Source organism: Mesorhizobium sp. P3_B5 (assembly GCF_056402815.1).
This window is the reverse complement of record NZ_JBFUGR010000002.1, coordinates 258,648-280,655: the sequence shown is the minus strand read 5'-3', so window position 1 is coordinate 280,655 and position 22,008 is coordinate 258,648. Positions and strand designations below refer to the sequence as shown.

The 22,008-nt window shown below is 63.7% G+C and carries 19 protein-coding genes; 14 read left to right on the top strand and 5 right to left on the bottom strand.

What is annotated here, in order from left to right:
* Positions 1 to 55 precede the first annotated feature (55 nt).
* The gene (locus AC1DVW_RS06335; RefSeq protein WP_477321911.1) at positions 56 to 826 is read right to left on the bottom strand and encodes a L,D-transpeptidase; all 771 of its coding nucleotides are present in this window, start codon (positions 824 to 826) and stop codon (positions 56 to 58) included.
* 207 nt (positions 827 to 1,033) lie between these two features.
* Between AC1DVW_RS06335 and AC1DVW_RS06330 the strand changes: the two genes are divergently transcribed.
* The 3 genes from AC1DVW_RS06330 (at position 1,034) to xylB (ending at position 4,639) form a co-directional block, all read left to right on the top strand.
* Positions 1,034 to 1,657 (top strand): LysE family translocator, encoded by a 624-nt coding sequence (locus tag AC1DVW_RS06330; protein ID WP_477240910.1) that lies wholly within the window; start codon positions 1,034 to 1,036, stop codon positions 1,655 to 1,657.
* Between the two features lie 122 nt (positions 1,658 to 1,779).
* Complete coding sequence (locus AC1DVW_RS06325; protein ID WP_477321909.1) at positions 1,780 to 3,102, top strand: tetratricopeptide repeat protein; 1,323 nt, start codon at positions 1,780 to 1,782, stop codon at positions 3,100 to 3,102.
* A gap of 82 nt (positions 3,103 to 3,184) precedes the next feature.
* Entirely contained in the window at positions 3,185 to 4,639 is a 1,455-nt protein-coding gene (gene xylB, locus AC1DVW_RS06320) for a xylulokinase (RefSeq protein ID WP_477321907.1), read from the top strand.
* A gap of 32 nt (positions 4,640 to 4,671) precedes the next feature.
* On the opposite strand, the gene AC1DVW_RS06315 is transcribed toward xylB, so the two are convergent.
* On the bottom strand, positions 4,672 to 5,034 hold the full coding sequence (locus AC1DVW_RS06315) for a nuclear transport factor 2 family protein (protein WP_477321905.1): 363 nt from the start codon (positions 5,032 to 5,034) through the stop codon (positions 4,672 to 4,674).
* 112 nt (positions 5,035 to 5,146) lie between these two features.
* Between AC1DVW_RS06315 and xylA the strand changes: the two genes are divergently transcribed.
* From xylA to AC1DVW_RS06300, 3 genes are all read left to right on the top strand, one after another.
* Positions 5,147 to 6,472 (top strand): xylose isomerase, encoded by a 1,326-nt coding sequence (gene xylA / locus AC1DVW_RS06310; RefSeq protein WP_477321903.1) that lies wholly within the window; start codon positions 5,147 to 5,149, stop codon positions 6,470 to 6,472.
* A gap of 341 nt (positions 6,473 to 6,813) precedes the next feature.
* Positions 6,814 to 7,569, top strand: a complete 756-nt coding sequence (locus tag AC1DVW_RS06305; protein ID WP_477322636.1) for an SDR family oxidoreductase — start codon at positions 6,814 to 6,816, stop codon at positions 7,567 to 7,569.
* Positions 7,570 to 7,844: 275 nt separating this feature from the next.
* Positions 7,845 to 8,048 carry a hypothetical protein gene (locus tag AC1DVW_RS06300; protein WP_477321902.1) on the top strand — a complete coding sequence of 68 codons (204 nt, stop codon included), beginning with the start codon at positions 7,845 to 7,847 and terminating at the stop codon, positions 8,046 to 8,048.
* Positions 8,049 to 8,121: 73 nt separating this feature from the next.
* On the opposite strand, the gene AC1DVW_RS06295 is transcribed toward AC1DVW_RS06300, so the two are convergent.
* Entirely contained in the window at positions 8,122 to 9,102 is a 981-nt protein-coding gene (locus tag AC1DVW_RS06295; protein ID WP_477240898.1) for a GlxA family transcriptional regulator, read from the bottom strand.
* Between the two features lie 77 nt (positions 9,103 to 9,179).
* Here AC1DVW_RS06295 and bcoG point away from each other — a divergent pair, with 77 nt between their 5' ends.
* The 7 genes from bcoG to AC1DVW_RS06260 all read left to right on the top strand — a co-directional run bounded on the left by bcoG (position 9,180) and on the right by AC1DVW_RS06260 (position 16,981).
* Positions 9,180 to 10,097 (top strand): 3-dehydrocarnitine:acetyl-CoA trimethylamine transferase BcoG, encoded by a 918-nt coding sequence (bcoG, locus tag AC1DVW_RS06290; RefSeq protein WP_477240896.1) that lies wholly within the window; start codon positions 9,180 to 9,182, stop codon positions 10,095 to 10,097.
* Positions 10,098 to 10,113: 16 nt separating this feature from the next.
* Entirely contained in the window at positions 10,114 to 10,743 is a 630-nt protein-coding gene (locus tag AC1DVW_RS06285) for an HD domain-containing protein (RefSeq protein WP_477240894.1), read from the top strand.
* Entirely contained in the window at positions 10,740 to 11,834 is a 1,095-nt protein-coding gene (locus tag AC1DVW_RS06280; protein ID WP_477321900.1) for a carnitine 3-dehydrogenase, read from the top strand. Before AC1DVW_RS06285 ends, AC1DVW_RS06280 begins: the two co-directional genes overlap by 4 nt.
* A 4-nt stretch (positions 11,835 to 11,838) precedes the next feature.
* Positions 11,839 to 13,002 carry an acyl-CoA dehydrogenase family protein gene (locus tag AC1DVW_RS06275; protein WP_477321898.1) on the top strand — a complete coding sequence of 388 codons (1,164 nt, stop codon included), beginning with the start codon at positions 11,839 to 11,841 and terminating at the stop codon, positions 13,000 to 13,002.
* A 67-nt stretch (positions 13,003 to 13,069) separates the two neighbouring features.
* Positions 13,070 to 15,148 carry an acetate--CoA ligase family protein gene (locus AC1DVW_RS06270; RefSeq protein WP_477321896.1) on the top strand — a complete coding sequence of 693 codons (2,079 nt, stop codon included), beginning with the start codon at positions 13,070 to 13,072 and terminating at the stop codon, positions 15,146 to 15,148.
* On the top strand, positions 15,141 to 15,923 hold the full coding sequence (locus tag AC1DVW_RS06265) for a carnitinyl-CoA dehydratase (protein ID WP_477321894.1): 783 nt from the start codon (positions 15,141 to 15,143) through the stop codon (positions 15,921 to 15,923). The genes AC1DVW_RS06270 and AC1DVW_RS06265 overlap by 8 nt, the downstream gene beginning before the upstream one ends.
* 116 nt (positions 15,924 to 16,039) lie before the next feature.
* Positions 16,040 to 16,981 carry an alpha/beta hydrolase gene (locus AC1DVW_RS06260; RefSeq protein WP_477321892.1) on the top strand — a complete coding sequence of 314 codons (942 nt, stop codon included), beginning with the start codon at positions 16,040 to 16,042 and terminating at the stop codon, positions 16,979 to 16,981.
* 9 nt (positions 16,982 to 16,990) lie between these two features.
* Here AC1DVW_RS06260 and AC1DVW_RS06255 read toward each other — a convergent pair whose 3' ends face one another.
* Positions 16,991 to 17,851 carry a hypothetical protein gene (locus AC1DVW_RS06255; protein ID WP_477321890.1) on the bottom strand — a complete coding sequence of 287 codons (861 nt, stop codon included), beginning with the start codon at positions 17,849 to 17,851 and terminating at the stop codon, positions 16,991 to 16,993.
* A gap of 111 nt (positions 17,852 to 17,962) precedes the next feature.
* Positions 17,963 to 19,555 (bottom strand): ABC transporter substrate-binding protein, encoded by a 1,593-nt coding sequence (locus AC1DVW_RS06250; RefSeq protein ID WP_477321888.1) that lies wholly within the window; start codon positions 19,553 to 19,555, stop codon positions 17,963 to 17,965.
* Between the two features lie 202 nt (positions 19,556 to 19,757).
* Here AC1DVW_RS06250 and AC1DVW_RS06245 point away from each other — a divergent pair, with 202 nt between their 5' ends.
* A complete protein-coding gene (locus AC1DVW_RS06245) occupies positions 19,758 to 22,004 on the top strand; it encodes a hypothetical protein (protein ID WP_477321886.1) in 2,247 nt (748 codons plus the stop codon).
* The last annotated feature ends 4 nt before the right edge of the window (positions 22,005 to 22,008 follow it).

The following is a 22,008-nucleotide window of genomic DNA, read 5'->3' as shown; positions in this document are numbered from 1 at the left end:
AAAGATCATGCTCAAACAAGAGATCGCGCAGCGACCGCGCGAGCCGCCGCAAGCGTCAGACGACGACGACCGGGTTTTTCTTGGAAACGCGGCTGTAGAGGTCGATGATGTCCTGGTTGATCAGGCGCACGCAGCCCGACGACATCGCCTGGCCGATGCTCGCCCACTCCGGCGAACCGTGGATGCGGTAGCCGGTGTCTTTGCCGTCCTGGTAGATGTAGAGGGCTCTGGCGCCCAGCGGATTGGTGAGGCCGCCGGGCTGGCCGTTTTGCCACTTCACCAGTTCCGGTTTGCGGGCGATCATTTCGGGCGGCGGCGTCCAGACCGGCCATTCCTTGCCGTACTGGATGTTGGCGCGGCCGGACCAGCGGAAGCCATCCTTGCCGATGCCGACGCCGTAGCGGATGGCGTCGCCGCCGGGCTGCACCAGATAGAGCATGCGCTCCTGCAGGTGGACGACAATGGTGCCGGGCGCCTCGCCGGTCTGATCGACGACGATCTGGCGGCGGAACTCCGGCTTGACCTTCTTGTAGGGCACCGCGGGCACGACGAAACCGCCATCGGTGAGCGAGGCATACATCACATCCGGGCCGGTGATGTTCTTGTCGACGCTGATGGCAGGACGGACGGGGTGGACCGAGCCGGTGGTCAGATCGTCGAGCTGCAGCTGCGGCAGCTCGAGTGTCTGGGTGCTGCAACCGGCAACGCCGAGCAGCGCCATGGCGCCGGCGCCCGACAGCATGGTGCGGCGGGAAAGCTGAAATTCGGGATTTTCGATGGCGTCGCCCTGATGTGGCGGCGTCAGACTTTGCGGCAGCTCACGCATGTAACCCAAACCCTACGCTATCGGCGGGAAACACGGTCCGGCCGGATAGAAGCATTTTCACCAATCATGGTTGAAAAAGCGTGAAGACGCGCCACGCCGTCTTAACGCGGCTGACCGAACCGAGGTGCTGCAGATTTTCGAACTTGCCTCTTTACATCTTCGCGGGGCCAAGGATTTATCCTCTTCTTTAAGCTCAAGGAGACGACCATGTCCTTCGAAAACTGGGCTGCCTTTGCCGCCGCCTCGGCCATCCTTCTGATCATTCCGGGTCCGACCATCCTGCTGGTCGTGTCCTATGCGCTGGGTCAGGGCTGGCGTACCGCGCTGCCGATGGCGGTCGGCGTGGCGCTTGGCGACTTCACCGCCATGACGCTGTCGATGCTGGGCATCGGCGCGCTGCTGGCGGCGTCAGCCACTGTGTTCACCGTACTGAAGGTGATCGGCGCCTGCTACCTGATCTATCTCGGCATCAAGCTGTTCCGCGCCGGCGGCGCGCTGCGGGCCGAGCCGCGCACCGATGCGGTGTCCGCGGCCAGGATGGCGGCGCATGCCTGGCTGGTCACCGCGCTCAATCCGAAGAGCATTACCTTCTTCGTCGCCTTCCTGCCGCAGTTCCTCGACCGGCACGCCGATTTCTGGCCGCAGATGCTGATTTTCGAAACCACCTTCCTGGCGCTCGCCTTCGCCAATGCCTTCGGTTACGCGCTGATCGCGGCGAGAGCCCGCAACGTCGTGCGCAATCCCAAGGCGATCCGCATCTTCAACCGCACCGGCGGCACGCTGCTGGTCGGCGCCGGCATCGCCACCATGGCGATGCGTTCGGGCAATTGATGGCGAGGCGAAGCCAACCGCTTCCGGCATTGGTGAGTTCCAAACCCGGGTTGGCACGCCCGGCGCCGTTGCATTAGGATCGCATCCAGGTCTGGGATGGCGGCTATCGGCAAGGACGCAACATGGCAGTCAAGGATGCATTCGGACTGACGTTTTCTGGTGCGACGGAGGCTGGGTTCTCGCCCTACAGCAAGGCGGTGCGTGAGCTGCAGTGCTTCATCGGCGACCCGGTCGGCTCCGTCGACAGTGCCATTGCGCAAGATCCCGATTTCGTCATGGCGCATGTGTTCAAGGGCTATCTGTTCGGCCTTGCCACCGAGCGTGAGGCGACGGCGGTGGCCAGGGCGTGCCACGAGGCGGCGCTGCCGCTTGCCGCAACAGTGCGCGAGCAGGCGCATGTTGCAGCCCTTGGCCATCTCGCTGGCGGACGCTGGCATGAAGCCGCCCGTGTGCTGGAAGACATCGCAATCGAGTTTCCGCTCGACATGGTGGCGTTGCAGACCGGCCACCAGATCGACTTCTTCACCGGCAATGCCAGAATGCTGCGCGACCGCATCGGCCGCGCGCTGCCATCCTGGCAAAGCGGCATGCCCGGGTACCACGCCGTCCTCGGCATGCAGGCCTTCGGGCTGGAGGAGATGGGCGACTACGCGCGCGCCGAGAAGCTCGGCCGCACGGCGGTCGAGATCGAGCCACGCGACGGCTGGGCGCAGCATGCGGTCGCCCATGTCATGGAAATGCAGAGCCGGCAAAAGGACGGCATCGCCTGGATGCGCGCCAATCCCGAAGCGTGGACGAAGGAAAGCTTCCTGCAGGTGCACAATTGGTGGCATCTGTCGCTGTTCCACTATGATCTCGGCGAGACCGACGAGGTGCTCAAGCTCTATGACGGTCCAATCTACGGCACGCCGTCGACGCTTGCGCTCAACATGGTCGATGCCTCGGCGATCCTGTGGCGGCTGCATCTCGGCGGTGCCGATGTCGGCGACCGCTGGGCAGCGCTCGCCGCCAACTGGCCCAAGGCCGGTGCAGGCGACTATGCGTTCAACGATGCGCACGCGATGATGGCCTTTGTCGGCGCCGGTCTGGAGGCGCCGGCCAACACGTTGCTCGAAGCCCAACGCCAGGCGATGCGCGCCGACGACGACAACGCCGCCTTCACCCGGGATGTCGGCCATCCCTTAACGCTCGCCATCAAGGCATTCGGCGACGGCAATTATGCCGAGACGGTGCGGCTGATCCGGCCCATCCGGGCGATTGCCCACCGCTTCGGCGGCAGCCATGCCCAGCGCGACATCATTGACCTGACGCTGATCGAGGCGGCCTTGCGTTCGGACGATCAAGCCCTGGCGAAGGCTCTCGCGGCGGAGCGCGTGCTGGCGCGACCGGACAGCCCGCTGTCGGCGCTGTTTTCCCGGCGTGCTGCCGATTTGTCAGAGAATTGACCCGAAGCCGATCTTGTTTTAAAAACTGGCCAAGCCAGATTTTTTCGAGACCCGAAAAAATTACCGGCATGGGGAGGAAAACATGTATCTCGGGCTCGATCTCGGTACGTCGGGCGTCAAGGCGCTGCTGATCGATGCCGGGCAAACTGTCGTCGGTTCCGGTCACGCGCCGCTCGACGTGTCGCGGCCGCATCCCGGCTGGTCGGAGCAGAACCCCGCCGACTGGACCCGCGCTTGCGAGGCGGCAATCGCCGAAGTGAAGGTTTCACATCCGAAAGAGCTTGCCGCGGTCAAAGGCATCGGCCTGTCCGGCCACATGCATGGCGCCACCTTGCTCGGCGCCGGCGACCAGGTGCTGCGCCCCTGCATCCTGTGGAACGACACGCGCAGCCATGCGGAAGCCGCCACGCTCGACGCCGACCCCCGCTTCCGCAAGCTGACCGGCAACATCGTTTTCCCCGGCTTCACCGCGCCAAAGCTGGCTTGGGTGAAGAACAACGAACCCGCCATTTTCGCCAGGGTGGCAAAGGTGCTGCTGCCGAAGGATTTCCTGCGGCTCTGGCTGTCCGGCGAGCATATTTCGGAAATGTCGGATTCTGCAGGCACCGCCTGGCTCGATGTCGGCAAGCGCGCCTGGTCGTCCGAGCTGCTGGCCGCCACCTCGCTCGATGAAAAGCAGATGCCGTCGCTGGTCGAGGGCACTGAGAAGGCCGGCGGCTTGCGCAGCGAACTGGCCTCGAAATGGGGCATGGCTTCAGGCATTCCGATCGCCGGCGGCGCCGGCGACAATGCGGCCTCGGCCTGCGGCATGGGTGCGGTTGGTGCCGGCCATGCCTTCGTCTCGCTCGGCACGTCGGGCGTGTTGTTTGCCGCCAACGCGGCCTATCTACCCAACCCGGCAAGTGCCGTGCACACGTTCTGTCATGCCTTGCCCAACACCTGGCACCAGATGGGCGTCATCCTGTCGGCGACCGATTCGCTCAACTGGCTGTCGGAGATCACGGGGAAAGGCGCCGGCGACCTGACATCAGAACTCGGCGAGACGCTGAAGGCGCCGACCGGGGTCTCCTTCCTGCCCTACCTCTCGGGCGAGCGCACGCCGCACAATGATTCCGCCATTCGCGGCTCGTTTACCGGCCTGGCGCATGAATCAAGCCGCGCTGTGCTGACTCAAGCCGTGCTCGAAGGCGTCGCCTTCGCCTTCCGCGACAGTCTGGAAGCGCTGACGACGGCCGGTACGACGCTGACCCGGGTCACCGCCATCGGCGGCGGCTCGCGCTCGCGCTATTGGCTGAAGGCAATTGCCACGGCGCTGCAGGTGCCGGTGGACATTCCGGCTGATGGCGATTTCGGTGCTGCTTTTGGGGCTGCAAGACTCGGCCTGATCGCGGCGACCGGTGCCGATCCGCTTAGCGTCTGCACGGCGCCGAGGACGGATGCGACCATCGAACCGGATGCGGCGCTCATGGGCGCCTATGCCGACGCCTATCATCGCTACCGGGCACTTTACCCGGCGATCAAAGGCGCCACGGCGTGAGCGATTTCTCGCCCACGCCGCAGCTTCGCGGCTCACTGCGCCGGCACCTTGTCGAGAAAGCCGGTGACGCTCTTCAGGCGACCATTCTCGATGACACCGATGTCGGTGCCTTCGATGACGGAGTCCGTGCCATCCGGCCCGAGGTTCCACGAGAAGCGGATCGTGTCGGCAAAGCCGTCCGGCTTGCCCTTCAGCGAGAACCGGAAGCCGGCAAAGCGCTGCTGCACGCCGTCGATGAGGGCGGCGACACCGTCATGGCCGTCGCCCTGCATGAGCGGGTCGCGGTAGCTCACGTCTTCGGTGAAGGTCGCCTTGAGCAAGGCCGCTCGGCGGTCCGCATCGCCTTCGTTCCAGGCAGTGATGTAGTTCTGGGCGATCGTGTTGAGGTCGGTCATGGTCTGTCTCCTTCGTTGAGTGGTTTTGACATGACCCTTTTCGGCCAGCGAAAGAACGAAACCAATTACGCCTGAGGTAATCAGGGCGAAACTATTCGAGAGAGGAAAAAACATGAGCAGCGGATTTTTCGGCGACATCAAGACGATCAAATATGAAGGCCCGGATTCGAGCAATCCGCTGGCCTACCGGTTCTACAACCCCGACGAAGTCGTCGCCGGCAAGCGGCTGGAAGATCATCTGCGCTTTGCCGTCGCCTATTGGCATTCCTTCGCCTGGCCGGGCGGCGATCCGTTCGGCGGCCAGACCTTCGACCGTCCCTGGTTCCCCAAGGCGGGTGGTGTCGACACGATGGAACTGGCCAAGCTCAAGGCCGATGTCGCCTTCGAAATGTTTTCGCTGCTCGGCGCACCGTATTTCTGTTTCCACGATGCCGATGTGCGGCCGGAAGGCAGGGACTTTTCCGAAAGTGCTGCCCGGCTCGACGAGATCGCCGACTATTTTGCCGGCAAGATGAAGCAGACCGGGGTCAAGCTGCTTTGGGGCACGGCTAACCTGTTTTCCAACCGCCGCTTCATGTCGGGTGCGGCCACCAATCCCGATCCGGATGTGTTTGCCTATTCGGCGGCGACGGTGAAGCACTGCATCGATGTCACCAAGCGGCTGAAGGGCGAGAACTATGTGCTGTGGGGCGGGCGCGAGGGCTATGAGACGCTGCTCAACACCGATCTTGCCCGCGAGCAGGAACAGGCCGGGCGCTTCCTCAACCTGGTCGTCGACTACAAGCACAGGATCGGCTTCAAGGGCACCATCCTGATCGAGCCGAAGCCGCAGGAGCCGACCAAGCACCAGTACGACTATGATGTCGCCACGGTCTACGGCTTCCTCAAGCGCTTCGGCCTGGAGAAGGAAGTGAAGCTCAACATCGAGCAGGGCCATGCGATCCTGGCCGGCCATTCCTTCGAGCACGAGCTGGCGCTGGCCAATGCGCTCGGCGTCTTTGGTTCGATCGACATGAACCGCAATGACTACCAGTCGGGCTGGGACACCGACCAGTTCCCCAACAATGTGCCGGAGATGGCGCTCGCCTATTACCAGGTTCTGCAGGCAGGCGGCTTCAAGACCGGCGGCACCAATTTCGACGCCAAGCTGCGCCGCCAGTCGCTCGACCCACAGGATCTGCTGATCGGCCACATCGGCGGCATGGATTCTTGCGCACGGGGTCTCAAGGCCGCGGCACGCATGGTCGAGGACAAGGCGCTGTCGGGTCCGCTGGCCGAGCGCTACGCCGGCTGGAACTCCGCCGAAGCCAAGGCAATGCTTGCCGGCAAACGGACGCTGGAGGAGATCGCCGAGCGCGTGGTCAAGAAGAAGATCGAGCCGCAACCGAAATCCGGCCGCCAGGAACTGCTCGAAAACATCGTCAACCGCTACGTCTGAAGCCTGACCTCTGGACTGACATCCGCCGCGCATGGCTGAAAGCCGCCGCGGCGGGTGTCCCCTGAATCAGGTCCTGCAGGCAACGCTTGAAGGCACCTCGGGGGGCGCCCAGCGATCATGATCGACCGGATGAATGGGACGCTGCAGGACGGTTCAGACCTACGCAAGGACGGCTGCGCAATCGGTATTCCGGCAGCAGAGCGGACACCCCAGAGCGGCCGGCTTCGGCATTTCGAGAACGCCAAGCGGCGCGGAATGTTGCAGAGCAAATCTTCGCAGCACGGTCGCCATGGTGCGTGGTAAGACCGCGACGGAGCAACCAGCGGAGTCTGATTTTGACCATGCCTTCTACGACCAAGCGTGCGCTGATCACCGGGGCGGGTGCTGCTGACGGCATCGGCTTTGCCATTGCGCGGCAGCTCGGCCTTGCCGGTCATGCCGTTTTCCTGAACGGTGCCAGCGCGCGCGTACTCGATCGCGCCGCCGAGCTTTGCGCCGAAGGCATCGACGCCAAAGCCGCGGTCGCGGATCTCACCATCGCGGCCGAAGTCGCGCGGCTGCGGGCTGATGTCGGCGCTGTCGACATCCTGGTCAACAATGCCGGCATGGGTTCGCTGGCATCGCCCTCGGCCGATAAGGCGTTTCTCGCCATGACCGAGGCCGACTGGGACCAAGGGATCGACGTCAGCCTGAAGACCGCATTCCTGGTCACCGGCGCGTTTTTGCCGGCGATGGTAGTGGCAGGCTATGGGCGCATCGTCAATGTGGCGTCGGTTACCGGGCCGCTGGTGTCTTTCGAAGGCACTGCAGCCTATTCCGCCGCCAAGGCCGGCATGGTCGGCCTGACGCGCACGCTGGCGCTCGAAGTGGCAAAAAGCGGCATCACGGCCAATGCCGTGGCCCCCGGCTGGATCGAAACGGGCTCGTCGAGCGCAATGGAGCGGCAAGCTGCCCTGCACACACCACCGGCGCGGGCCGGGCGACCGGACGAGGTTGCCGCAGCGGTGGTGTTCCTGGCATCGGAAGGTGCGAGCTACATCAACGGCGCCCTGCTGGTGGTCGATGGCGGCAACAGCCTTCAGGAGCGCAAGGGCTGAGACCGAAACGACCGGCAGCCGAAGTCCGGCCGCCAAGAATATCTGGAGAACTCGTCAACCGCTACGTCTGAGGCGGAAAGCCGATTCGTATTGCTTGAGGGGCGACGGGATAACATCCCGGCCGCCGCGGAATTGGTTTGCGCAAGACCCTGTCCGACGACAAGGTTTTGCCTCGCGCTGCCCCTCAATCACCTCGCTCTTGCCTTCAAACAGCCGTCACGGAACTCGTATAAGACGGCTTCTGTGGCGGGTGAAAAGGAAGGAGGCGAACCGATATGCAGCACGAACGCGAAATCGACGCCCTACTCTCATCCGGCGAGACCGGATCGATTATCGATCGGCTGATGGCATTGCCGAGGCCGACAGACGATGTGAAGAACGAATGGGACCGTGCCGTCAGCAGCCGGTTCGAAGTGCGGCTGTCGAGACAGATGCGCTCGCAGATGGACACCAGCGGCGATCGGCAGAACGCCGCTTGATCCCCTGGAGCAATTCCAGGAAAAGTGTGAAGCGGTTTTCCGTCCGGAATTGCGACAATACAAATAGACTGACTTAGCCCCGACGCAGCCTGACCGGGGCTTCGCCGAAAGCTCTTGAAAACGCTCTGGAAAATGCCGCGGCGGACGAAAATCCGGTCCGCCCGGCAATATCGGCCATGGCCACCCTCGTGTCGACCACCAGCCGGCGCGCTGCCCCCAGCCGCAGCCTGAGATAATAGGCGCCCGGCGTCTCGCCGATCGATTTGCGAAAGATGCTTTCCAGTGTTCGCGCCGTCACCCCGGCGCGTTTGGCCACCGCGGCGATGGTCAGCGGCTGGTCGACATGCGCTTCCATCAGCCGGATCGCTTGCGCCAGCCGCGGGTCGTAGCCGTCGAGCCGGCCGAGCGAGACCAGCGGCTGCGCGTCGGTCGCGGCGCGTGCCTGGTCATAGATGAAGACGCTGGCGACATCGAGCGCCACGGCCATGCCGAGCCGGGTGCGAATCAGATGCAGCATCAGGTCGAAGGTCGGCGACGCCCCGCCCGAGGTGAAGACCGGCCCGTCGATGACGTAGCGATCGGGGCGCACGTCGACACCGGGAAAGGCCGACGAAAAATCCTCCATGTCCTCCCAATGGGTGGTGGCGCTACGCCCTTCCAGCAGGCCGGCGCGGGCCACCAGCCAAGTGCCGGCCTCGACGCCGCCGCAGGCGCGCGCCGTCCGCGCCGCGCGGCGCAGGCCGGCAAGCAGGGCCGATGTGGTGTAATTCTGGGTGCCAAAGCCGGCGACGACGACCAGCATATCGGTCGGCTCCGCCGCATCGAAGCGGCCGCTGACCGCCACCGGCAGGCCGCATGTGGTGACCGGTGCCTCGCCGGTGACCGAGACCAATTTGAAATCGAACAAGGTCTCGCCGGCGATGCGGTTGGCGGCGCGCAGCGGATCGACAGCGGAGGCCACGCACATGATCGAGGCGCCGGAAAACACCAGCAGCGTCACCTTGAGCGGCGAGCGCTCGGCGCGAAAGATCGTTGGTTTTTCGCTTTTGATCATGAGGCTTTCGTAAAACGCAAAACAGTTTCCTGCAAGTAGCGCAATGTTGTGGTCTGTTTCGATTGGGAGGAAGTTCCATGCCGCTCGCGATGAACCGTGAGGTTTTCATTACCTGTGCCGTGACCGGGTCCGGCGGCTCGCAGGACCGCTCGCCGCATGTGCCGCGTTCGCCCAAGCAGATCGCAGATTCGGCGATCGATGCTGCCAAGGCCGGCGCGGCCATCGTCCACTGCCATGTGCGCGACCCCGAAACCGGCAAGCCCAGGCGCGATGTCCATCTCTACCGCGAAGTGACCGAGCGTATCCGCGCGGCAGACGTCGACGTGATCCTGAACCTCACCGCCGGGATGGGCGGCGATATGGTGTTCGGCTCGCCGGAAGCGCCATTGCCGCTCAATGAAAAAGGCACCGACATGGGCAGCGCCACCAACCGCATGGAACATGTGCGCCAGTGCCTGCCGGAGATCTGCACGCTGGATTGCGGCACCATGAATTTCGCCGAAGCCGACTATGTCATGACCAACACGCCCGGCATGCTGCGCGCCATGGGCGGCATGATGACGGCGCTCGGCGTCAAGCCGGAGATCGAAGCCTTCGACACTGGCCATCTGTGGTTCGCCAAGCAATTGGTCGAGGAAAAGGTGCTCAACGCCGATGCATTGGTGCAGCTTTGCATGGGCGTGCCGTGGGGCGCGCCGGACGACCTCAACACCTTCATGGCCATGGTCAACAATGTCCCGTCGACCTGGAACTGGTCGGCCTTTGCCATCGGCCGCAACCAGATGGCCTATGCCGCCGCTGCCGTTCTCGCTGGCGGCAATGTCCGCGTCGGGCTTGAAGACAATCTCTGGCTCGACAAGGGTGTGCTGGCGACCAATGCGCAGCTGGTCGAGCGTGCTGCCAGCATCGTCACCAATCTCGGCGCCAGGATTCTTGGGCCGGAGGAAGTGCGCAAGAAGCTGAACCTGACCAAGCGGGCGCCCATCGCCGCGTGATTTGAGGGGTGCGGAGATGACAACCGTCAAATTCACCGCGATGAAGGATGGCGACCGGGACGACTACGAATTCCTGACCGCGCATGAGATCGACTATGCGGCCAGGACCGGCGAGCGGCTGCTCGATGCGCTGGTGCAACTCGACGAGGGCCTGTCCGGCTACAAGATCACCCGGCTCGGTCATTCGCTGCAGGCGGCGACGCGGGCCTGGCGAGACGGCGCCGATACCGACTGGATCGCCTGCGCCCTGCTGCACGACATTGGCGACATCTACGCGCCCTACAATCACGACGAATATGCCGCTTCGATCCTGAAGCCCTTCGTGCGCGAGCAATGCACCTGGGTGGTGGAAAAGCATGGCGACTTCCAGCGCCTCTATTATGCCCACCATCTCGGCGGCAACCGCCATGCCCGCGACCGCTTCGCCGGCCATGTCTATTTCGACGATTGCGACCAGTTCTGCGAACGCTGGGACCAGTCGAGCTTCGACCCCGACTACGACACGCTGCCGATCGACTTCTTCCGGCCCTTCGTGCTCGAAGTCTTTGCCCGCAAGGCCTACGACGCCTCGGTAATCCGCGCCGGCGAGCGCGTGCCCCTCATCGATCCCCAAACAGCCAAGACAAGAACCGGAGCTTCCGCATGAGCATCATCAACAAGGCAGCCGCCATTGGCGGCGGTGTCATCGGCGCCGGTTGGGTGGCGCGGCTGCTGCTCAACGGCATCGACGTGTCGATCTTCGATCCAGATCCCGAGGCCTCGCGCAAGGTCTCGGAAGTGATGAAGGGAGCGCGACGCGCCTACAAGCAGATGGTTCCCGGCGGCTTGCCCAAGGAGGGCAAGCTGACCTTTGCCAAGACGATTGCCGAAGCTGTCGCCGATGCCGATTTCATCCAGGAAAGCGTGCCTGAGAGACTCGACCTCAAGCACCGCGTGCTGGCCGAGATCGACAGCCACGCTCCGGCTAATGCCATCGTCGGCTCGTCGACCTCCGGCATCAAGCCGACCGACATGCAGGTGGCGATGAAGAAGCATCCGGAGCGGCTGGTCGTCGGCCATCCCTTCAACCCGGTCTATCTCCTGCCGCTGGTCGAGATCGTCGGCGGCGAGCAGACTTTCCCCGAGGCGATCGAGGTCGCCAAGGAGATGTACGCCTCGATCGGCATGAAGCCGGTGGTCATCCGCAAGGAGATCGAGGCCTTCGTCGGCGACCGCCTGCTGGAAGCAGCATGGCGCGAGGCGCTGTGGCTGATCAAGGACGGCATCTGCACGGTCGAGGAACTCGACGACATCATGCGCTATGGCTTCGGCCTGCGCTGGGCGCAGATGGGCATGTTCCAGGTCTATCGCGTCGCCGGCGGTGAAGCCGGCATGCGCCACTTCATGGCGCAGTTCGGACCGTGCCTGAAATGGCCATGGACCAAATTGATGGATGTGCCGGAATTCAACGACGAGCTGGTCGACCTGATCGCCACCCAGTCGGACGACCAGGCGCACGGGCTGTCGATCCGCGAGCTGGAAAAGATCCGCGACGACAATCTGGTCGCCATCATGGACGCGCTGTCGAAGCAGAACAAAGGCAAGGGTTGGGGTGCCGGCGCCTTGCACAAGGACTATACCAAGCAGCTGGCCAAGCTGGCGGCGAAGAAGCCGGCCGCCTCCAAGGCGGCGGAGAAGGCTAAGGCGTTGAAGCCGGTGAAAAAGGTCGAGAAGCCGAAGAAAAAGAAGAAGGGCTGACCCCATGGATTTCGGTCTGTCGGAGGAACAAAAGCTCATCGTCGAGACGACGCGGGCGTTTGTCGAAAACGAACTCTATCCGCATGAGCGCGAGGTCGAGCGCACCGGCGTGCTGCGCCGCGAACTGATCGAGGAGATCAAGGTCAAGGCGATCGAAGCCGGGCTTTATGCCGGCAACATGCCGGCCGATGTCGGCGGCGCCGGCCTCGATACAGTGACCTGGCTGCTCTATGAGAAGGAACTCGGCCGCGCCAACTACGCGCTGCACTGGACCTGCGTCGCACGTCCTTCCAACATCCTTTTGGCCGGCACGCCGGAGCAGCGCGAAAAGTACTTATTCCCTTGTATTCGCGGCGAGAAATGGGATTGCCTGGCGATGACCGAGCCGGGCGCCGGCTCGGATCTGCGCGGCATGAAGGCCACCGCCGTTCAGGATGGCGACGACTGGGTGCTGAACGGCACCAAGCATTTCATCAGCCACGCCGACCTCGCCGATTTCGCAATTTGTTTCATGGCTTCGGGCGAGGAAGAAACTGCGCGCGGCAAGCGCAAGAAGATCACCGCCTTCTTTGTCGACAAGGGCACCAAGGGTTTCACGGTGCGCGACGGCTACCGCAACGTCTCGCATCGCGGCTACACCAACGCCATCCTCGAATTCGACGACTGCCGGCTCCCGGCAAGCCAGGTCCTTGGTGAAGTGCACAAGGGCTTCGAGGTCGCCAATTCATGGCTGGGCGCCACCCGCCTGCAGGTCGGCGCCACTTGCCTCGGCCGCGCCGAGCGGGCGCTTGGCCACGCCCTCGAATATTCAGCGCAGCGCCAGCAGTTCGGCCAGCAGATCGGCAAGTTCCAGGGCGTCTCGTTCAAGCTTGCCGACATGGCGACGGAATTGAAGGCCGCCGACCTGATGGTGTTCGAAGCCGGCTGGAAGTACGATCAGGGCACCGTCACCGAACAGGACATGGCTATGGCCAAACTGAAGGCAACCGAAATGCTCGCCTTTGTTGCCGATGAGGCGATCCAGATCCATGGCGGCATGGGGCTGATGGATGATCTGCCGCTGGAGCGCATCTGGCGCGACGCCCGTGTCGAACGCATCTGGGAAGGCACTTCGGAGATTCAGCGACATATTATTTCGCGGGCGCTGCTGCGTCCGTTCGGCGCTTAGAGCATGATGGCCACCAAACCGGGTTCCGGTTTTGGGGATAAGATCATGTTCAAACGAAAAGATGGCCATGCATAAACTCGAACGTCTCCTGCGCCCGAAGTCGATTGCTGTGTTCGGCGGGGCGCAGGCCGCCGCCGTCGTCGCCCAGTCGATCAAGATGGGCTTTGCCGGCGAAATCTGGCCTGTACACCCGACCAAGGACGAGGTCGCCGGTCGCAAGGCCTATCGTTCGGTGGCCGAGCTGCCGGGCGCGCCAGATGCCGCCTTTGTCGGTGTCAACCGGCATCTTTCCATCGAGGTGGTCAAGGCGCTGGCCGAGCGAGGCGCCGGCGGCGCCGTCTGCTTTGCCGCCGGCTTTCTCGAAACCGAGGCCTATGACGCGGACGGCGAGCGGCTGCAGGCCGAACTGGTCGCCGCCGCAGGTGAAATGCCGATCATCGGGCCGAACTGCTACGGCCTGATCAACTACGCCGACGGCGCGCTTTTGTGGCCGGACCAGCATGGCGGCATTAGGCTGCCCGAGGGCGGCCGTGGCGTCGCCATCATCACGCAGTCCTCCAACATCGCCATCAACATGACGATGCAGAAGCGCGGACTGCCTATCGCTTTCCTGATGACCGCCGGCAACCAGGCGCAGACCGGTCTTTCCGAAATGGCGCTCGGGCTGATCGAGGACGACCGCGTCACCTCGCTCGGCCTGCACATCGAGGCCTTCGATTCGGTAGCCGGCTTCGAGCGGCTGGCGGCGCGGGCGCGCGAATTGAAGAAGCCGATCATCGCCATGAAGGTCGGACGCTCCGAGCAGGCCAGACAAGCGACCGTCTCGCACACCGCTTCGCTGGCCGGCTCCGATGCCGCGTCCGGCGCTTTCCTGAGGCGGCTCGGCATTGCGCGTGTCGATTCCATCCCCGCCTTCATCGAGGCGCTGAAGCTGCTGCACATCACCGGGCCGCTGCCCGGTTACCGGCTGTCATCGATGAGCTGCTCGGGCGGCGAGGCATCGGTGATGGCCGACAGCGCCGAAGGCCGCTGGGTCAATTTCCCTGTTCTGACCGACCAGCACCGGCGGCATGTCAAATCGACGCTCGGGCCGCTTGTCGCTGTCGCCAACCCGTTGGACTACCACACCTTCATCTGGAACAATGAGCCGGCGATGACCGCCACCTTCACCGCCATGGTGTCGGGCGGCTTCGACCTCAACATGCTGGTGCTCGACTTCCCGCGTCCCGACCGCTGTTCGGACACCGACTGGTGGGCGACTTTGCGCGCCTTCGAATCGGCGCTGAAGACCAATTCGGCGCAAGGTGCGATCGTCTCCTCGCTGCCGGAGAACCTGCCCGAGGAATACACCGCCGGCCTGATGGCGCGCGGCATGGTGCCGTTGTTCGGCATTTCCGAGGCCATGGACGCGGCGCAGGCGGCTGCTTTCATCGGCTGGGCATGGAGCGAGCCCGAGGCACTGCCGATCGACACTTCGGCTTCCGGCGCGCCGGCCGGCGATCATGTCACCCCTGACGAGGCCGAAGCCAAATCGCGGCTGATCAAGGCCGGCCTGTCCGTGCCAAAGGGCGAACGCGCCGGCAATGCGGTCGAGGCGGTCATTTCATCGATGGCGCTTGGCTTTCCGGTGGCGCTGAAGGCTTTGGGCGTCACCCACAAATCCGAGCTGGGTGCGGTCACGCTCAACCTCAAGGACGCCGAATCCGTAAGCACGGCCGCCCATGATCTCTTGCCGCTCGGCACCGGCCTCTACGTCGAGCGCATGGTGCGCGACGGTGTCGCAGAACTGATCGTCGGCTTCACCCGCGACCCAATGTTCGGCGCGGTGATGACGTTGGGCAGCGGCGGCGTGCTGGTCGAGCTGTTGCGCGACAGCGTCACGCTGATGCTGCCTGCAACCCGCGACGACATCGAGGCGGCGTTGCGCGGCCTCAAACTGTTCCCGCTGCTCGAAGGCTATCGCGGCCGGCCGAAAGCCGATGTCGCGGCTGCCATCGACGCCATCTCGGGCATTGCCGCCTTCGTGCAGAAGAATGCCGGCGAGATCGAGGAACTCGACATCAACCCGCTGATCGTCTGCACAGAGGGCAAGGGCGCCTGGATCGCCGACGCGCTGCTGGTGCTGGGAGACAAGAAGAATGCCTGACGTCATTTCGACCCGCCGTGAGGGCACTATCCTCGAGGTCACGCTCGACCGGCCGAAGGCGAATGCCATCGACCTCAAGACCTCGCGCTTGATGGGTGAGACGTTCAAGGCATTCCGCGACGATCCGGAGCTTCGCGTCGCCATCGTCAAGACCGCCGGCGACAAGTTCTTCTGCGCCGGATGGGACCTGAAGGCGGCGGCCAGCGGCGATGCGGTCGACGGCGACTATGGCGTCGGCGGGTTTGCAGGGCTGCAGGAACTGCGCGACCTCAACAAGCCGGTCATCGCCTGCGTCAACGGCATGGCGGTCGGCGGCGGCTTCGAGCTGGCACTGTCCTGCGACCTCATCTACGCCTCCGACCATTCCTCCTTCGCGCTGCCCGAGATCCGCGCAGGCACGCTGGCCGATGCGGCGACGATCAAACTGCCGAAGCGCATCCCCTACCATGTCGCCATGGATCTTTTGCTCACCGGCCGCTGGATGGATGTCGCCGAGGCGCATCGCTGGGGCCTGGTCAACGAGGTGCTGCCCAAGGACAAGCTCGAAGACCGCGTCTGGGAGATCGCAAGGCTGCTGGCCAGCGGCCCGCCGCTGGTGTTCGCCGCGATCAAGGAGACGGCGCGGGTGGCCGAGGCGCTGACCTTCCAGGATGCGATGAACAAGGTGACGCGCCGCCAGTTGCCGACGGTTGATGCGCTCTACGGCTCCGAGGACGGTATGGAGGGTTTCCGTGCGTTTGCGGAAAAGCGCGAGCCGGTGTGGAAGGGGAAGTGAGCCACTTTACCCTCCCCTCGATGGGGAGGGTCGGACCGAAGGTCCGGGGTGGGGTGACGCGCCGCTACCCCCACATCGCGGGACCTCCCCCATCATGGGGGAGGTAAAGGAGTCCCATGACCGACTACACAAAACTGATCGACGCCGAGACCTGGGCCTTCATCGAGCGCACCAATTCCTATTATCCACCGGATACGATCGACTACACGATCGCTGAGCAGCGCGGCATCTACGACCGCCTTTGTCGCGAGTTCTTTGCCGGCTATCCCGAAAGCGTGACGGCGCAGACCACTGTCATTGCCACACCGTCGCACGACATCCCGATCCGCATCTATCGGACGGTGGCGCCGCAGTCGGCGGCGATAGTGCTGTATTTCCACGGCGGCGGTTTCATCCTCGGCGGGCTCGACAGCCATGACGATGTCTGCGCCGAGCTTTGCGCCCGCACCGGCTATGAGGTGGTTTCGGTCGACTACCGGCTGGCGCCGGTACACCTGCATCCGGCTGCTTTCGAAGACTCCCTCAGCGCCTTCGAATGGGCAACGGCAACCTACAAGTGCCCGATCCTGCTTTGCGGCGACAGCGCCGGCGGCAATCTCGCCGCTGCCGTCAGCCACGCGACGCGCGGCCAGCCGCGAAAACCGGTCGGCCAGGTTCTGATTTATCCCGGCCTTGGCGGCGACCGGTCGGGTGCCTCCTACGCAATCCATGCCGAGGCGCCAATGCTGACCGTGCGCGACCTCGATTTCTACAAGGATATCCGCACCGGTGGTGGGGATGATAGCGGTGACGCAACACTGGCGCCGCTGGCAGACACCGATTTCTCCGACCTGCCACCAACTATGTTGGTCACCGCAGAGTGCGATCCGCTGTCGTCGGACGGTGAGGCCTATCGCGACCACATCGTTGCGGCCGGCGGGCGCGCCATCTGGTTCGAGGAACCGGGGCTGGTGCATGGCTATCTCAGGGCCAGGCATACGGTCGGCCGGGCGCGTGCCAGCTTTACCCGCATCACGGACGCAGTGTCGGCGCTCGGCAAGGGCGAATGGGTCTGGTGACAGCCCGCCTCAGCCGCGGACAAACCTTATCAGCGCCGCTCCCATGCGGTCGTTGAATTCCTGGCGGAAGCGGTTCTGCTTCAGCCAGTCGGGGTTTGAACCGACGGTCTTGTTGGCGTCGACGACGATGCCCTTGCCGTCGACGATGAAGTAGTCGATCGCGCCAAAATCGAGCCCGAGCCGCTGCCTCACCGCCAGCACCTCCAGCGGAACAGGACCGCCCTCTTCGTTGCTGAGGATTTTCGACCCGGCGCACAGCACGTCGTTGTAGACCTGCCGCATATTGACCTCGGCTTCGAGCAGGAACATGTAGCGATGCTTGACGATCGGCAGGTTGAGGCTTGCGAAGGCGAATTTCTCGACCATCAGCCGATCGTCTGACCAGACCCCCGCCGGAACCTGTCCCATGGTCTCGTAGACGCGATAGGGTGGGCACAGGCGTTGCTTGTAGCCGGGGTCGAAGGTCTTGCGGACGAAATGCGCCGCCCGTGTCCAACGATTGCGGTACTGCCGCCAGCGCAGTTCGGGCCGGCCCTTGCTGTTCAGAACCGTCTTGACCACGACCGGACCGGAATGGCTGTCGCCGGGCTTCAGCCTCAGCGTCGAATAGAGGTGCCGGTGGATCGACAGCGCACAGCCGTTGATGGTGCGGTCGTAGAGCTCAGGGATTTCGTGGTAGAGTTGCGGCACTTCGGTCAGGTCGATGTGCAGCAGGGCCGCCAGCGCCCTATCCGCATGCGCCGGCCTGTCGAGCAGGCGGACCGTCATGCCAGCCTGCTCCAGATAGGGCAGCAGCGACTGGACGGAATACTCCTCGCCTGAGCGAAAATTGCCCAGGCTCTCCACATAGACATCGAGATCCGCGCGCATTGCCAGAGCGCTAGAGCCCGTTCCATCCCGACAGAATCGGGATGGGGGCTCTATCTCTTTGTTTGAGCATGATCTTTTCCGAAAACCGGATTCCACTTTTCGGGATCATGCCTAGTCCTGGACGTCGACGCTCGAGAAGTCGTGATGATCGAACGGGTCCATCACGTAGCCCTTGACGCGTTTGCGCATCGGTACCGACACCACCGAATGGGCGATCACCACCCATGGCGTCTGTTCCCTGAAAATCTGCTGCGCCTGCGCATAGAGTTTTGCGCGGGCATCGGGATCGACGATCCCGGCTGCCTGCTTGAGCAAGTCGTCGAAAGCGGGAAAACACCAATTGGCGCGATTGGTGGCGCCGACACCGGCGCAGCCGAGCGGCACTGAAAGGAAATTGTCGGGATCGCCATTGTCGCCGGTGAAGCCGAACAGCATGGCGCCGTCGCGGTCGAGTGCCTTTGAGCGGGCGAGGTATTCGACCCATTCATAGGTGACGACCTCCACGGTGACGCCAATCTTTGCCAGATCCGACTGAATCATTTCGGCCATGCGCTGCGCATTCGGGTTGTACGGACGCTGCACCGGCATCGCCCAGACCTTCATTTGCAGGTCCTTTACGCCGGCGGCGGCGAGCTCCTGCCGGGCAGCTGCAGGATCGAAAACAGCGTCAGGGGTCGACGCGTCATAGGCCCAGGAGGTCGGCGGAAGCGGGTTGCGCGCGACCTTGCCGGTGCCGCGGAACACCGCGTCGACAAGCGCCTTCTTGTCGATCGCCATGTCGATGGCCTTTCTGACGCGGGGATCGTCGAAGGGCTTCTGCAAGGTGTTGAAGGCAAGATAGCCGGTGTTCAGGCCTTCCTGCTGCATCACCTCGATGCCGAGCGTCGCCTTGATCGCCTCGAGATCGGCCGGATTGGGATAGGCCATGACATCGCACTCGCCGGCGCGCAGCTTCTCCATGCGGACGTTGGCGTCGGTGGAGATGGCGAAGACGAGATCATCGATCTTCGGCCGGCCGCGCCAGTAGTCGGGATTGGCCTTGTAGCGGATGACCGCATCCTGCTGGTAATCGACGAGCTGGAACGGGCCCGTTCCGACCGGCTTCACTGCCAGATCGAGCGGCCGTTTTTCGGCCAGCAGTCTGTCGGCATATTCCTTTGAAACGATCGATGCAAAATCCATCGCCAGACTGGCAAGCATCGGCGCATGCGGCGCCTTGAGCGTCATGACGACGGTATAGTCGTCGAGCTTGCGCCATCCGGCTACGAGGCGCGGCATGCCCATACCGTCAAAGTAGGTGTAGGGGCGGTTGGCATAGTTGTGGAACGGATTCTGCGCATTTTCCTGACGGTCCAGGGTGAACAGGACGTCGTCGGCGTTGAAGTCGCGGCTCGGCGTAAAACCGTCGATAGTGTGAAACTTGACGCCATGGCGCAGATGGAACGTGTAGGTGAGACCGTCGTCCGAAATCTCCCATTTTTCCGCGAGGCCGGGGCGCACTTTGGTGGTGCCCGGCTCGAACTCGACGATGCGGTTGTAGAGCGTGGTGGCGGAGGCGTCGCGGGTGCCGGAAGCGAGCGCCGGATCGAACGTATCGGGACTGGCCTCGGTGCAATAGACCAGGGTCTTGGCCAAGGATTGATGGGCCGGCAACGCGACCAGAAGAAGCGTCGTCGCGAACAATACAAAGCGCTTGCTTGTCATGATACCCCCCAGGGTTGGATGACGCTAGCAGAAGCCGGCACTGACGGTAAGTAAGCCTGCCAGTGTTTCGCGCCAGGCTGGTTTCGGTCCTGAGTTGCCTGACACAAGAATTAGTCGCCGCTTCTGTGAAATGGCAAACAGACCCAGCCACCGCTTGCATGAACCTTTCCGCTCCAGCCTGCGACTGACGCTCAGGTGCCGCATGGTGCGGCCCCGGAAAGGAAAGTCCGCCATGATCAGAAACCCAGAGACTCCACGGTCTCCGGGAACAACAGGAGCTCAGCGCGAGCACCGCCTTCGGGAACGGGTGGACGCGCTGGGCTTCTCGCTGATTCCGTTGACCCTGCGGAAGAGCAGGCGTATCGTGAATGTGAGGAAAGCAGACAATTCGATCGGGGACGAACGAGCCGGAACGCCGCGCCTATCCCTGATTCGCGCGGCAAAGCTGGACGTTTCTCCCGTAGGCTACGGGGGTAGTTTCATGTCTGGCAACCACGGCTCGTTCGTGTCCAACACTGCTGGCCGTTGGTGCCGCACAATCCAAATATCCAGCGGTCTCGTGGCGCTGACGCTGGCCGCCAGTCTTTGGCTCGGCAGCCCTGCCCAGGCACAGGATCAGCAAACCCAGATCATCTATCCCGGCTCGATGGCGGTGACCGGATTTTCCGGCACCATCATTCCCGGTTTCGAGGAAGGCCTGCCGCCGGGGGTCGATCCGGTCGACGAAACCTTCATCGACACGACGCGCGCAACCTTGCGCATTTTCGACGTTTCAGCGCTGGGTGGGCCGGCCTCCGGCCAGCTCGTCAACACGCCGCCGCCTTTCGAGGTGACGGCCGAGCAGATCGGACAGGTCTTCGGCATCACCTATGATGACGGCGTGCGCGACGGCGTCCCCTCCGGCATTCCAAACCTCTATGCCGGCGCAACTTCGCTGCACGGTATCCGCATCGTCACCCCTGACGAAGACGCGGACGGCCGCCCCGAGCGGCAGCGCCGCGGCACCGCGGGCGCCACTTTCATGGACGGCCAGTTCGGCACCGAAAACGGTGGCGGACCGGGCACGATCTGGAAGGTCGACGGCATCACAGGCGCCGTTTCGAAATTCTCCGACATCGACACCAACAGCGGTCCCGGCATTGGCGACGTCAGCTTCGACAGCATCCATCGCCAGTTCTTTGCCTCGGACCTCGACACCGGCCTCATCCACCGCATCGACGCCAACGGCACCCTGATCGACACGTTCGATCACGGTGTTGACGGACGCCCGGCGCACGGGCTCGCCCCGCTCGCCGACGACGGCTCGGTGATGGACATACAGGGGGCTGCCTTCGATTCGGAAGACCCTGACACCTGGGGCTATACGCAGGACGAGCGCCGTGTCTGGTCCGTCGCCTATCATGGCGGCCGGCTCTATTATTCGGTCGGCGAAAAGGCCGAGATCTGGTCGGTGGGCATTGCCCGCGACGGCAGCTTTGCCGGCGACCCGCGCTGGGAACTGACGGTCAGTGCCGACAAGGACTATGCAGTCACCGATATTGCCTTCGACAATAACGGCTTCATGTACCTGGCCCAGCGCGGCCCGGTGGAAAACCGCTACGACTACAGCCAGTTCGCCGATTCCGGCAAAGGCGAGGTCATCCGTTACTGGCTCGAAAATCCGGACGATCCGGCGACGGAATCGGTCTGGGTGGAAGTGCCGCAGGAATATGCGGTCGGCTTCCCGCAAGGCAACCGGCAGTCGGCCGGCGGCCTCGACCTGCAATATGGCTATGATGCCGACGGCAATCTCGACACCGGTGTGTGCACGCAGACGCTGGTCAACACCGGCGACAAGCTGCGCGACAACCCGGCACTTGCCGAACAGCTCGCCGCCGGCGGGCCTCTGGCCGTGCACGGCGTGCAGATCACGCCGAAGGAACTGGTCAAGCCGGCTAACGTGCCGCCGTTCGGCTCGTGGTTCGTCGACTTCGACGGCTATTTCGAAGACCCCGAGGTCGAAGGCCATGTCGGCGACGTCGAGGTCTGGCACCCCTGCGAGGGCCGTGCCGGCTACTATGAGGAAATACCGGGCGGCTATCTGCCACCTTTCTATCCGCCGGACTTCCCGCCCCCCGGCGACCTGCCTCCTTGCCTCGATATCGACGACGTCCAGTACTACTGCACGCCGTCGGGCCTCGAGGCCGATCTCTATCTCCATGACCATGCCGGCTTTGGCGGCGATTCGATCAAGGCTCAGTCGAGGACACCGGGCGTCGGGGTGACATCATCCCAATCGCACGCTCCCGGCGCGCCCTACACGGTCAACATCACCGGCCATTACCCTGGCGACACCGTCGATGTCGGGCTCTGCTTCTACAGGCAGTCCGACCGGGACAAGGGTGGCTACTACCCTTGCTGCAAGATGACCGTGCCGCTCAGAACGCCAGCAATCAGCTGTGAACGTTGAGGAG